Source organism: Desulfogranum marinum (assembly GCF_963675105.2).
Classification (GTDB): domain Bacteria; phylum Desulfobacterota; class Desulfobulbia; order Desulfobulbales; family Desulfobulbaceae; genus Desulfogranum; species Desulfogranum marinum.
In genome coordinates this window covers 246,534-258,707 of sequence record NZ_CAXXRO010000005.1, presented here as the reverse complement: position 1 = coordinate 258,707, position 12,174 = coordinate 246,534, and the positions used below count along the sequence as shown (strand labels likewise).

Below are 12,174 nucleotides of genomic sequence, written 5' to 3'. Positions count from 1 at the left end.
CGGAATTGAGAAGCAGGGTTTAACGGCTTTGCCTTTTCTATTTTAACAGGTAGAAAACCGCTCACCCCTTGGCAAGACAACCAAAAGGAATTGCCTCTCTTTTTGGCAAGAGAGTTGTTTGGGCGGTTATAGAGCTTGCTTCTTCCTCGAATCCTTGCCTAGGCTCTTCTCATTGATATCATCCATAACCGACTGCCGAGCCTTCTCGAAGATATCTGTAGCTCTATCTACCTCAAGATTACCAGACTCAACCATTGAACATAACCCACGACGCAACGCATAGAGATATATAATTGAATTGTCGTCAGGGTGTTTTTCCAGTAACGAATGCCATTCAAACCAGCTTGCTTCATCTCTGCAGTAGTTATCTGGCGTGCTATCTGTCGCATTAGCGAGGACATGGAAACTCGACAAGGAAATGATGGCTAAGAAGAGGAGACAGTGTATCTTGATTCGCATAGTGATCAAATTTTAAGGTTCACGATTACACGCTTATTGACACGTCAACATATAACCATTTTACACCTAACTAATTGATTAATCAATGAAATATCTTCACGGTACAGTCTTGAGCATCACGAAACAACCTTTGATATACCTAATACCTTCTCTGCTTATCTACACATTATGCCTGTTAGCGGCTCCACAAGCTTGCGCGTATACCGCAAAGGTAATAGGTGTTGCTGATGGTGATACAATCAAGGTTCAGCGTAGTAACGGCAAACAAGTCAAGATACGTCTCTACGGTATCGATACACCCGAGAAGAAGCAGGCGTATGGTAACCAAGCTAAAAAGCTGACTAATAAGCTAGTGAGAGGTAAGACGGTAGATGTTAAGCCTATTGATACAGACCGTTATGGGCGCACCGTAGGCTTGGTGAAGGTAAATGGTAAGAGTGTCAATAAACGCCTTATACAGGACGGGCTTGCTTGGGTCTACACTAAATATTGTCGAAAAAGTTTCTGTAGCTCGTGGAAATCAATTGAGAATAACGCGCGTTTACAGAAACGTGGTATGTGGAACGATCTTGATATTACCCCTCCATGGGAATGGCGAAAAGCTCAGCGGCAAGGCGGTGGTAGTAAAAAAGTAGCGACTACCAAGCCAATTGTAGCGGGTCAGTATCATGGCAATGTGAACAGCCTAAAGTTTCATCGTCCTGGGTGCAGGAGTTACAACTGCAAAAATTGCACTGCTGGCTTCGCTAGCCGAGAGACTGCAATCAGAGCAGGTTATAAACCTTGTGGGATTTGTCGTCCGTGATTGTGTGGTCAGTGCGCCTGGGTAGCTAGTAGAAAACAGCACTAAATCTGGCATTCAATATTTGCAAGGTTTATACCTCAACCGACAGTCCCTTGAAGACACACAGGAACAAGCTAACTTTTTGATATTTAGCTTCAGGGTAGTCCTGCCGATGGATACCTCAATCATTTAGTAAATTCATTTGCCGCTCAATATAATCTAGAAATTTCTATATCCAGCTTCCACAAACGACACTGCTCCACACAGAGTGCTTTACCACTCTTCTCGTTTTTCAAAAAACAAATTGAATTAAAATGGCGAAGCTATTAACCTCTAAGTTGTTGAACTTCAGGGGGAAGTACTAGCTTTCTCACCGGTGCAACAGGGCTCGTAATCATTCAGCCAAAGATAGTATTAGGCGTTGCAGTGGTTTCATGGCAATCACAGGTATCCCCGAATCAACCACCATGCTCCTTTTGGGAACAGGTATTGCTGGTCTTGCAGTAGTAGGTCGCAGGCGTAAAAAGGAAATTCACATTTCCGGACTTTGATAATACAGGAGGGACGATGAAACGATTAATAGGACTTGGAGCCGGTTTAGCTTTGCTTGGGCTTGCTGGTGTTGCCAATGCCAGTTTAATTGACTTGGGGAATGGTGTTATTCATGATGACGTTGCAAATCAATATTGGTTTCAGGATTTATCCACTTTCAAAAATCTAGACTACGAAACTCAACTTTATGAAATCGAATCATTAAATATGTTTGATGCTGGTTACTGGGATGATCGTTGGGGTGATTGGAGAATGGCCAATCTTAATGACATGCAAAACCTCTGGAGTTATGACGCTAGTGAGATAACAAGCATTTTCACTCAAACGGTTATAGATGACGAAAACAATAGAAGGTTTGAAGGTAGGTACAATGAAGCATATTCTTCACGACCCAATGAACATTTTATGGCCAACCTATTAATATATCCAACTGGATATGCTCGAAAATCGCCATTGTCAGCATACCCAATTTCAGATGCTCAAGGATTTGTAACTATCGGTGCTTGGGCAGTGGTGGATGCCACTTCTCCTGCCCCCGAACCAACCACCATTTTTCTTTTCGGAACGGGTATAGCTGGTCTTGCTGCTTTAGGTCGTAGACGTAGAAAGTAATTTTTACATATCCGGGAATTCTAGAGGCCGTCTTCTTTGTTGGAGGCGGTCTTATTTTATTGACTGGTTTTCGGTTCGGCGGCTTTTGTTCTATGCACGGGTGGCGGGTCTATTATTATAAGTTACATCAAGCGTTGCAAACGTAAGACTGAAACCGATAGCAGCCTGATGCTGATTCCAATAACTTGGCTACTTAGAAGAACTGTTACCCCGGTTTCGACCTCAGGCACCAGCTCTTTCGCTTAGCATTTCCAGTACCAATATATAAATGCTATGCAATATAAGAAACTTAACCTTGTTCCTGTATCTCCCAGTCGATCACTTTCATGAGGGTTTGTATGGTTGGAACGAAACTTGGTCGCTCGTTCTGCTAGATCAGGCAAGAGCCACTACAAATCCTTGTCATATGTATGTGGTTACCGTGGAAGTGAATAATTCAACCACTCCTGTAACGATACCCCTTACTGGAGCGGTTAAATTCAGACGATTAGCTTCATGCGGGTAGTATTGTATATGTAGAAGGAAAAATAGATTTTTACCCCTTTAAAACAGCCCTGAGAAGGGGTTACTATGAAGGGGTATAGTAGTGTGTGATTGTTACTCTTCTGTCCACCCTGATGCATCCGGTTTGTGATCAATCAAAAGCTCCTAGTTTAAGATGAATGCCGCAAGCTAACTCTCGTTGGCAGGTTCCATTTTTACACATTGCCCATTCACGCTTAAAGCGATTTTCAATACTCCTAGTCTTCAAAGAAGCAAGGCGACAATTCAAGGCCATATGCTGGTACCAGCGATTTACTTCCCAACCAAAATCAGCGGTTTAAAAGTCGACACCATCATCGGTTGAAATCCAGCCACAGATAATCTCCTTCTTCATTTTCTTACGTTTTTCATCCAATCCTGATGCATATCAGGTGTCTTTTCTTCTATTTTTTCCTTTGTAGTTTCTTCTTTTTCTTTTTTTCGACGTGCACATCCCTCAACCCGCGGAGGAGAGAGTGAAGACTTGCACATTTCGATGCGTCTGTTGCAGAAGGATTCTACCAAGGAACCCAAGAGTGCATAACCAGAAGTATTGTGGAGCCAAGGCTTGTCAGCGAGCAAGAAAGAGCAAATGGCAAAGAGAAAAACAGCAGACCGATCCAGATCACCGGGCCAACAAATGCGAGAGCCAGCGGGCCTGGCAGAGGAAAAATCCCTTCTATTGGCAACAGTATCGTCAAAAAAATCCGAATTATTGCGAGCAAAACCGAAAACTGCAACGGGTACGGGACAAGGCCGCGCGCCAGTCAGTCCCGGTGAAGGAGAATCTTGCAAAGATGGATACGTTAGAAAGCCTTTTAAACGATACATCAATGACATATTTCATTTCTGCCGACAGCGGGAATCTTGCAAAGATGGACGCGTTAGCTGTAAAAATAGTCCCAACAACAGCGATATAGGCGATCTTGCAAAGAAGGACTCGATAGTCTTCCGGTAATACATGCGATATCGTAGTGAAAAACGGAGGTCTATCATGCGAAATCCACTTATTATTGAACGTGTCAGGACAATCAGCGGCAGCTTTGCCTTTATCGAGCACCGTTTTCTCCGCCATGGTTTCTGGAGCAGCCTCTCTCATCAAGAGCTGCTGCTCTATTTTTTTCTGGTCATGGTGGCTGACCGGCAGGGGCTGTCTTTTTATTCCTACGACAAAATCTGCACCCTGCTAACCATCAATGTCGATGAATACATTCTTGCCCGGGACGGGCTCCTCAGCAAAAACCTGTTGGCCTTTGACGGCACCTTATTCCAGGTGCTTTCCCTTCCGCCTGAACCTGTACACCAAACGCGGTTACTCCAGAATGAGGAAGATATGCGACGGGAAGATCCGGCAACCATCCATCAGCTTGTTCGGCAATTCAAGGAGGGAAGGACATGATCAGCAGGCGAACGGCACTTGAAATCCTGCAGCTTAAAAAAGAGGGGTTTTCCCAACGCAGCATTGCCAGACAACTGCAACTCGACCGGCAGACCGTGGCGAAATATCTGCAGGACGACAGACCGATGCCTGCCGAGAGGACTGCCAAAAAATCCAAACTCGACCCTTATCGCGAAATGATAGGTGAAATGGTGGATAGCTGCCCGGACATCAAGGCACCGGTAGTACTGCGGAAAATACGGGAGAATGGGTTCACTGGCGAGATCACCATTGTCAGGGCCTTGCTCAGACAATTGCGGGGGCAGCAGGCTCAGCGCCAACCGTTCATCCGCTATGAATCCGAACCAGGTGAGCAGGTACAGATTGACTGGGGCCACTTCCCCTCCCTGAGCTATGGCGCCGGGCATAGAAAACTGTATGCCCTTGCGGTGGTTGAAGGTTACAGTCGTATGCTCTACGTCTATTTCTCCCACAGTCAGAAGCAGGAATATCTGCATCAAGGTTTGCTGGAAGCATTCACCTACTTTGGCGGCACTTCAAGAGAAATCGTGGTCGATAATATGCTCACCGCAGTGACCGAGCGAGTCGGCTCTGTGGTTCGTTTCAATGAGGCTTTCCTCGTGTTTCTCAGCAAGTTCGGCATCCTTCCGCATGCCTGTACAATTCGGTCGCCTTACGAAAAAGGGAAAGTAGAGAATGCGATCAAATACCTGCGTACCAATTTCTGGCCTCTGCGGGAATTCAGCAGCTTGAGTGATGTTCAGGACCAGGTGCATCAATGGCTGGACACTGTAGCCAACGTTAGGAAGCACGCTACCACATCTCAACGGCCGATTGACCGGTTGCATAACCTGCGTCCACTTCCTGAGCCCTTACCTGACTGTCGACAGACTGCATCTCTCAAGGTGCATAAAGACTTCGGTGTGCGCTTTGACACCAATGTTTATTCCGTACCGCCATGGGCCATCGGCAAACAGGTCACCCTCAAGGCAGACAACTCTCTCATCTCAATCTATCTCAAAGAAAAACTCATCGCCTGCCACAGCCGCTGCTGGGAAAGACAGCAGCGAATCGAAGTGCCAGGTCATCGGGAACAGGTGAAAAAAATCAAAAAACGGCTGCTTCAAGATCGACAGGTAGTGGTCTTCCTCTCTTTGGGAGAGGTGGCGCTCCAGTATCTCGAGCGCTTGAACTCACTGCGCCTGCCAATCAGAAAAAATATCGCAGCCCTCCTGATACTGCGCGATGAGTTCGGAGACAGTTCCCTTATCTACGGATTGAAAAAGTCATTGGAGAAAAATGTCATCGGTGCTGATTACGTCCGCAATATCCTCTATCAGGAGATGACTCCGACCAGCACTCATCTGCCGGTACGGCTCAAACAGGAGGACCTTAATGCAATCAGGCTCACAACTCCGGCTTTGGCCGAATACGACGCTATCGCCCTCAAGAGGAGATCAAACAATGGTTGACGAGATAAAAAAGAAATTCAAGGTACTGCGTCTCACACACTGTGCTGAAAATATCGGAGAACTACTGGAACAGGGAGCGCAGAAAAATCTTTCGACTTTGCAAACCATTCACAGGTTGCTCGACTTGGAGATCGAAAAACGCCGCCAGGGAAAGATCCTGCGCTGCTTTAAACAGTCGAAGCTTACCGAACAACCCACCATCGATCAGTTTAACTTTGATCACCATCCTTCCCGCAAGAAACAGAAGGCAGTTATCCTTGGCATGATCGACCTCGAGTTTATTCACCGCAAAATGGATATCATACTGATCGGCAACCCCGGTGTCGGTAAAAGTCTGTTGGCCAAGACTATTGCCTACGCATCCACCCAGGCTGGCATAAAAACTCTGTTCACCTCGGCAATGGACATGATCAATCAACTGGTCGCCGCCCAGGAAAACAATACCTTGCTGAGTAAACTCAAAACGTATCAAAATCCGGATCTACTTGTCTGTGACGAGATAGGTTATCTCCCGCTTGGCCAACAGGGTTCAAATTTGTTTTTCCAGGTTATCAGTGCCCGGCATGAGCAGAAGTCCACCATCATAACGACCAATCTGCCATTCGCACAATGGGGAACCATTTTTGACAGTACCACCGTGGCCACAGCAATAGCCGACCGTCTTGTCTATAACTCGGAGATCCTTGTCATGGAGGGGAAAAGCTATCGCAAAAGAGCATAAGGAGTAAAAATACAACTTCTGGATACTATGGAGGAAATGTCGTCAAGACATCATTCTGAAACGCACAGCTGCGACCAGCCGTTGTTGTGGCTGATTTTTAATCGCTGTTTTTGGTGGGTTTTTGTTCCGCTGATTACAGCCATATGCTTTAGCGCGTTGTTTTGCCTCATACTCGAAACAAGCTCGTTCATATTCAAACCTATCTTCATCGCGCCATTGGCTAGACTTTGATTTAACGGTGAATGTTTCTTCAGGATCGGCCTCGGAAAAATTTTCAAGGCGTTCCATGTTAAGTTGTTCATTTAACGGTTTTGCAGATTTAGGGTGTATCATTCAAGGAACTCCTAAGAAGGAAAGATATATTATCTCTAATGGTGAAGTGTATCGATCACGCAAACAGGCTCATAGAGCATGCTGGCATCGCGTTAGGTGAAAGTTGACGCTGAATGAATAGCAAGGCTCGGTTGATAAAAAGATGCTGCGAAAGGGTAAGAAACTAACCCTGTTTTACTGTAACCGTTACAGCTAAACCGTTTAAATTTAAACGGTTTGGGTATTGTGAATGTAATTGGTCACGTTGGGGTAAAAACGGGAATTTAAAGCTGTTTAACTGTAAAGAGTAAGGAGTAAAGAGGTGAGCTGAGGAAATTTACATGGTTGAGTATATAAGTACCTACAGAGAAGCGACGGACATTTTGGGTATGGGTGGGGGTTCTACATCTCGAAACGGTAGTAACATATTCACTTTTTTGAGCCAAAACACCCACGCTACCACGTCACCTATCATGCAGACACAACACTCTGGGAAATGAGAATAGATTGATCACATACCGTTGTACTTATCACCAGACATGCAACAATACCTTGACCTGTTCCTGGCACAGTGTTGCTGTTGCTATCACTAGAGCGTTACTAGAGCGTTGCAATAGCAACACCGTTCTTAATACTTTCTTAAAGGCTTTCTTAAAGACTTACTTAGTGGGTAAATATGAGACTGATATAGGTCATATTTGAGACTCTGATAACCTAGTTGCAGGACGAGTTGGGACGATATCAACCTGATATTGCAGCTATACCATCTCAACCTATTAATAAAATTGATCGGGTAGTAGACCAACCATATACGCTTTTTTACCATTCTCATCGATTCCTCTCTGGATCATCCCAACATCAAGTAGAGATTTTATCCCTCTGTAATACGTTGACTTTGTCACTCCAGTATCTTCCAGCAGGTATTCAATCTCAGCGCTACAGTATTCAAAGGTACGTTCTTTGAAGTCTGTAAGCGAGTCGTATGATTCTTCATAGCCATCCCAGTAACAATAATTTCTCATCGAGATATAAACAGCTTGACCACATGAACCCATCTCTCCCCATGTGCCTGTTGCAACGATATCCTTAGAGAAGGGAAAGCCTGTGTCGCGTGGTGTTTTCTTTACATGATAACGCTTTGCAGAATGACCTCTCTTCGTCTTCCACCGCTCTATTCGCAAAAGTCCTGCCTTGGCTAACTCATTAATCGCCTTTCTCACAGTCTTTCTACTGAGGCCGGTTAATTTGGCTATTGTATCTTCTCCTGGAAAAGCTGTTCCTTCTTCGTCACAATGAACAGCAATCGAAACATAAACACCTTTCGCGCCATTGCTCAAAGATGCCCATGTGCCGTCTTTAATCATCCTGTCATCAAACCAAAAATGTTTTGTAAGTATAGACATATATCACCCCTCTGCGAATATAGACAGGTAACGCCCGGGGGTGGGAGGCATTATCTTATCACTGGTTCCCCAACCAGCGCCTGTCTGTGAGTCGCAATTATTAAACTAAGCACAACACGGCAATTGCCGTTTGCACGATCAAATATAGAAATCAAGGGAGGCTAATCCCTTGTATAGTTCTGGCGTGCTTGATTGAGGATTTAGGCGAACGAGTTAAAGCGGTTCGCCTGTATCAATCAGCCGTGCTCCTGTTTTGGTAGGTACTGCTGTGGTTATGGTGCGAGGGGAGGTTATCCTCGTTTGGACTCAATCCAGTTGTTCAGGTCACTCTCTAGCCAGCCAACAGAGCGCTTACCCATCTTGATCGATTTCGGAAAATCACCTGCGCTTATCCATTCGTACAGGGTAGAATTGCTGATCCCAATCATTTTCAATACTTCTTTGCGTCGATAAATCTGATCCACCATAAGAAAACTCCCAGTAAAAATCACGAAGTACGATCTTGAAATGTATCAAGCTGTTATTCCAACATTATGATTCACTTCAAACTTAATTATTATCGTACTTATTCCAGTGCAGTAGTTGTGAGTCAAATGTTATCGGGTAAAAAAATAAGAAAAATGATAAAGCCGGAATGGAGATATAGTGAACTGCTTGGAGTTGGTGGGTTAAGGGGAAGTATGGAAGGGGAGAGTAACTATTTACTCTTTAATTTGTCGAGGTAATCTGACCACCATTGCATCATATCTCGACGCTTGGGCATGTGTTGGGCGTGATTGTACGCTGCTTTAACTTTATTTCGTTCAACGTGGGAAAGTTGAAGCTCAATTATATCAGAGGGCCAACTATTTTCATGTAGAGTCGTAGAAGCCATAGCTCTAAAACCATGACCACAGATTTCATCCTTCTTGTACCCCAAATTCCTGAGAGCAGAATTGACAGCATTGGAACTCATTGGTCTTTTATCACTCCTAAGATTAGGGAAGAGATACCTACCATGGCCTGTCAGCGGGTAAAGTTCATTGAGGGTTGTTATTGCCTGTCTTGACAGTGGAACAATATGTGGCAATCCATTCTTCATTTTGTCGCCTGATATTTTCCACTCAGCCTTGTCCAAGTCAAATTCACTCCATTCTGCCTTCCGCAACTCACCCGGACGGACAAAAACCAATGGGGCCAATCTTAATGCGCACAAGGTGGTGAATTGACCGTTGTATACGTCTATACTTCTCAGCAGCTCTCCTATCTTTTGCGGATTAACGATAGTAGCCATCCTGGATGACCTAACCGGAGCGATAGCTCCCCTTAAATCTGCACTAGGATCGCGTTCAGCACGATCAGTAATTACAGCGTAGCGAAAAACTCTTCCACATAGCGAGTGAACTCTGTGAGCAGTTTCCAGCGTCCCTTTACTTTCAATTTTCCTCAACACTTTCAGTAAATCGGAAGGGCTAATACCCGCAATGGGACGACTACCAAGCCATGGAAAAACGTACTTCTCAAGCCTACGTTTTGTCGATTTCGCATAATCAGTGGACCAAGTATGCTTTTGCCTAACGAACCATTCCATAGCGACAATTTCAAAACTATTTGAGGCTAACTCGCGGTTCTTCGCATTGGCTTCTTTTTTATATTCCGATGGATCGATACCATCAGCTAGAAGCCTTCTGGCTTCGGCGAGTCTCTCTCGCGCCTTCTTCAGGCTAACATCGGGATATACGCCTAGCGCCAGTGTTTTTCTGCTTTTGTTAAACCTGTAGTCATACCGGAAATATTTCCCTGTCTCGGTGACAAGCAAATACATCCCTTTGCCGTCACTCATCTTGTATTGTTTTTTTTCTGGTTTGGCGTTGCGGATAGCAGTATCAGACAATGGCATTGACGGTACCTCCTGTTAGTGGTAAGTCGCATACCGTAACAGATACCGTCAAAAACGGGCGACTGTCAAGAGATAATTTCGGACAGCAGCAGACAACCAACAGCTACAAGTGACTGATTTAACGTAAACCAAAAAGAAGAGCAGGACTAAAAAAACATAAACGGAATGAATTGCGAAGGACAGCACGGGATTCACACCCGTTTCCTCCAAAGACATGTCGTTTCAGGACTTCTTGGACCCTGAAACTAAGAAAAAAAGACTATAGCAAATAACGCTGCAAAGAAATAGCAGCAATAGCTTGAACAGCAGAAAAAATGACTGGATGATAAAACCGGGTCAGCCCACAAGCTAACCTGGGTTTCTCATCAGTTCAGGCGGCGTCAGGTTCAAAGTTTTTGGTAATGAATCATAGTAGCCTATTTTCATTGCCAAAATACTGAAGAAGACGATGCTGGATGGACTGACCTGCAGTGAACATTGTGTATAACTTTTAACCCCATGTGAGTTTGTATACCATGCAGAAATTGTGTCTAATTTGACAAGCTGACACAATGTTCAGGAGAAATCCAGGCTAGTCCACCACAGAGAAACCCTTTTCAGCAATAACCGCCTTAGCTTGCTGCAAATCCACTTCTCCCTCTAACCTGGCCTCATTATTTTCAAGATCAACCTGCACAGCTGTAACTCCCTCAAGAGCTTCCAGCCCTTTTTGAACACTGCCTACGCAGTGCTGACACTTCATACCTTTGATTTTAATAATCTGCATTGTAAGTGCTCCTTCACAAGCGTATCTGAATAATTATCGACGAATTTTTTCAATAACCCTGGTCGTTGAACGGTCATATTCAAAGGCGATACGTTCCACCCTCCCCCCGGCAGCTTTCACCTCACGACCGCCAACGATATCATCTTCCGCCCAGTCCGCACCTTTGACCAATACATCCGGCAGAAGGGCTGTTATCAGATCAAGAGGGGTATCATCAGCAAACACAACTATAAAATCAACGCACCCGAGGGCGGCAAGCACCCTGGCCCGATCCTCCTCCCGGTTCACAGGACGAGAAGGCCCTTTTAATCTCCCAATCGAGCTGTCACTGTTCAACCCAACAACAAGGCAGTCTGCTGTGGACCTGGCCTGTTCCAAATAGCTCACATGGCCTGCGTGCAGAATATCAAAACACCCATTGGTAAATGCAACCTTGCCGCCTTGTTGGCCTATGGACTTAAGCGCATCTTGCAGGACTGCCAGTGAAACGATTTTTCCGACATCATTTTTTCGCCAGGGACGCTCTCCAGGAGGACAAAAACGACGGCGGGTGTTTGTAAGCACATCACCATCGAGCTCTGCCCCGGCTATAACCGGAACTTCTCCGGCCTCTTGCAGTACGGTACCGTCTGGAGCGACCACCATCGAGTGACCGGCAAGCTCGATCTCACCACTTATTCCACAACCGTTTGCAGCAACCACATACACTTGGTTCTCAATGGCTCGGGCCTTAAGCAGTACTTGCCAATGATCAAGTCTCGCCAAAGGCCACTGAGCACTGACCAGCAACAAGCACATCCCGGAAAACGCCTGTTCTCTTGCTACTTCGGGAAACCGCAGATCATAACAAACCAGACCACCCACAGGACCCCACTCAGTCTCCATGGGAGCACAATCTTGACCTGCCTTGTAATACCTGTCTTCCTGCCAGGCAGAAAAAAGATACTGCTTGGGTAAACGACCAAGCACCCCTGTCGGCCCGACTAAAAACAAGGTATTATGCGGCAACCCTCCGGCTACAGTCTGCTCAGCCAAGGAACCGGCAAAAAAAACAGTATAACGGGCTGCCAACGATCTAAGCTGCTCAAGTAGAACAGGGGTTTGAGCTGCCAGCTCTTCGGTTCGCTGATAATCAAATCCGGTTGCCCATAACTCAGGCAGGACAAGCAACGTCTGAGATGATGGACCATTTTGGGCAAGCAAATCAACAACGGTTTGCACATTACGTTCGGGACGGCCTGGTTCAATGGCAAACTGAACAAAGGCTACTCTAGAAAAAGGTAATATTGCCAT

14 protein-coding genes are annotated in these 12,174 nt (G+C 45.5%); 7 read left to right on the top strand and 7 right to left on the bottom strand.

The features are described from left to right. Nucleotides 1-126: 126 nt before the first annotated feature. A complete protein-coding gene (locus tag ACHZCY_RS21675) occupies nt 127-459 on the bottom strand; it encodes a hypothetical protein (protein ID WP_319550382.1) in 333 nt (110 codons plus the stop codon). Between the two features lie 85 nt (nt 460-544). On the opposite strand from ACHZCY_RS21675, the gene ACHZCY_RS21670 reads away from it, so the two are divergent. The 7 genes from ACHZCY_RS21670 (at nt 545) to istB (ending at nt 6,521) form a co-directional block, all read left to right on the top strand. Then, a complete protein-coding gene (locus ACHZCY_RS21670; protein ID WP_319550381.1) occupies nt 545-1,264 on the top strand; it encodes a thermonuclease family protein in 720 nt (239 codons plus the stop codon). A gap of 413 nt (nt 1,265-1,677) precedes the next feature. Then, the gene (locus tag ACHZCY_RS21665) at nt 1,678-1,794 is read left to right on the top strand and encodes a PEP-CTERM sorting domain-containing protein (RefSeq protein WP_319550380.1); all 117 of its coding nucleotides are present in this window, start codon (nt 1,678-1,680) and stop codon (nt 1,792-1,794) included. Between the two features lie 16 nt (nt 1,795-1,810). After that, nucleotides 1,811-2,407: a PEP-CTERM sorting domain-containing protein gene (locus tag ACHZCY_RS21660; protein WP_319550379.1), complete on the top strand. Its 597-nt coding sequence runs from the start codon at nt 1,811-1,813 to the stop codon at nt 2,405-2,407. A gap of 1,058 nt (nt 2,408-3,465) precedes the next feature. Continuing rightward, nucleotides 3,466-3,849, top strand: coding sequence for a hypothetical protein (locus ACHZCY_RS21655; RefSeq protein ID WP_319548963.1), 384 nt, complete (start codon nt 3,466-3,468; stop codon nt 3,847-3,849). Between the two features lie 74 nt (nt 3,850-3,923). Then, entirely contained in the window at nt 3,924-4,328 is a 405-nt protein-coding gene (locus tag ACHZCY_RS21650) for a hypothetical protein (RefSeq protein WP_319548962.1), read from the top strand. Next, on the top strand, nt 4,325-5,800 hold the full coding sequence (gene istA, locus ACHZCY_RS21645; RefSeq protein ID WP_319549144.1) for an IS21 family transposase: 1,476 nt from the start codon (nt 4,325-4,327) through the stop codon (nt 5,798-5,800). The genes ACHZCY_RS21650 and istA overlap by 4 nt, the downstream gene beginning before the upstream one ends. Beyond that, nucleotides 5,793-6,521: an IS21-like element helper ATPase IstB gene (gene istB / locus ACHZCY_RS21640; RefSeq protein WP_319549145.1), complete on the top strand. Its 729-nt coding sequence runs from the start codon at nt 5,793-5,795 to the stop codon at nt 6,519-6,521. Before istA ends, istB begins: the two co-directional genes overlap by 8 nt. Nucleotides 6,522-6,563: 42 nt before the next feature. Here istB and ACHZCY_RS21635 read toward each other — a convergent pair whose 3' ends face one another. The 6 genes from ACHZCY_RS21635 to rfaE2 all read right to left on the bottom strand — a co-directional run bounded on the left by ACHZCY_RS21635 (nt 6,564) and on the right by rfaE2 (nt 12,174). Continuing rightward, nucleotides 6,564-6,854 carry a hypothetical protein gene (locus ACHZCY_RS21635; protein WP_319550378.1) on the bottom strand — a complete coding sequence of 97 codons (291 nt, stop codon included), beginning with the start codon at nt 6,852-6,854 and terminating at the stop codon, nt 6,564-6,566. Nucleotides 6,855-7,609: 755 nt separating this feature from the next. Beyond that, a complete protein-coding gene (locus ACHZCY_RS21630; protein WP_319550377.1) occupies nt 7,610-8,236 on the bottom strand; it encodes a helix-turn-helix domain-containing protein in 627 nt (208 codons plus the stop codon). Nucleotides 8,237-8,526: 290 nt separating this feature from the next. Further along, nucleotides 8,527-8,703 carry a helix-turn-helix transcriptional regulator gene (locus ACHZCY_RS21625; RefSeq protein ID WP_319550376.1) on the bottom strand — a complete coding sequence of 59 codons (177 nt, stop codon included), beginning with the start codon at nt 8,701-8,703 and terminating at the stop codon, nt 8,527-8,529. Between the two features lie 230 nt (nt 8,704-8,933). Beyond that, entirely contained in the window at nt 8,934-10,115 is a 1,182-nt protein-coding gene (locus ACHZCY_RS21620; RefSeq protein ID WP_319550375.1) for a tyrosine-type recombinase/integrase, read from the bottom strand. 571 nt (nt 10,116-10,686) lie between these two features. Continuing rightward, nucleotides 10,687-10,881 (bottom strand): heavy-metal-associated domain-containing protein, encoded by a 195-nt coding sequence (locus tag ACHZCY_RS21615; protein ID WP_205221221.1) that lies wholly within the window; start codon nt 10,879-10,881, stop codon nt 10,687-10,689. Between the two features lie 33 nt (nt 10,882-10,914). Continuing rightward, on the bottom strand, nt 10,915-12,174 hold the full coding sequence (rfaE2, locus tag ACHZCY_RS21610) for a D-glycero-beta-D-manno-heptose 1-phosphate adenylyltransferase (RefSeq protein WP_319550374.1): 1,260 nt from the start codon (nt 12,172-12,174) through the stop codon (nt 10,915-10,917).

Bases quoted from the DNA above. Each gene is read 5' to 3' on its own strand.
- ACHZCY_RS21675 (WP_319550382.1), bottom strand. From the start codon at position 459: ATGCGAATCAAGATACACTGTCTCCTCTTCTTAGCCATCATTTCCTTG.
- ACHZCY_RS21670 (WP_319550381.1), top strand. From the start codon at position 545: ATGAAATATCTTCACGGTACAGTCTTGAGCATCACGAAACAACCTTTG.
- ACHZCY_RS21665 (WP_319550380.1), top strand. From the start codon at position 1,678: ATGGCAATCACAGGTATCCCCGAATCAACCACCATGCTCCTTTTGGGA.
- ACHZCY_RS21660 (WP_319550379.1), top strand. From the start codon at position 1,811: ATGAAACGATTAATAGGACTTGGAGCCGGTTTAGCTTTGCTTGGGCTT.
- ACHZCY_RS21650 (WP_319548962.1), top strand. From the start codon at position 3,924: ATGCGAAATCCACTTATTATTGAACGTGTCAGGACAATCAGCGGCAGC.
- istA (WP_319549144.1), top strand. From the start codon at position 4,325: ATGATCAGCAGGCGAACGGCACTTGAAATCCTGCAGCTTAAAAAAGAG.
- istB (WP_319549145.1), top strand. From the start codon at position 5,793: ATGGTTGACGAGATAAAAAAGAAATTCAAGGTACTGCGTCTCACACAC.
- ACHZCY_RS21635 (WP_319550378.1), bottom strand. From the start codon at position 6,854: ATGATACACCCTAAATCTGCAAAACCGTTAAATGAACAACTTAACATG.
- ACHZCY_RS21630 (WP_319550377.1), bottom strand. From the start codon at position 8,236: ATGTCTATACTTACAAAACATTTTTGGTTTGATGACAGGATGATTAAA.
- ACHZCY_RS21625 (WP_319550376.1), bottom strand. From the start codon at position 8,703: ATGGTGGATCAGATTTATCGACGCAAAGAAGTATTGAAAATGATTGGG.
- ACHZCY_RS21620 (WP_319550375.1), bottom strand. From the start codon at position 10,115: ATGCCATTGTCTGATACTGCTATCCGCAACGCCAAACCAGAAAAAAAA.
- ACHZCY_RS21615 (WP_205221221.1), bottom strand. From the start codon at position 10,881: ATGCAGATTATTAAAATCAAAGGTATGAAGTGTCAGCACTGCGTAGGC.
- rfaE2 (WP_319550374.1), bottom strand. From the start codon at position 12,174: ATGGCAATATTACCTTTTTCTAGAGTAGCCTTTGTTCAGTTTGCCATT.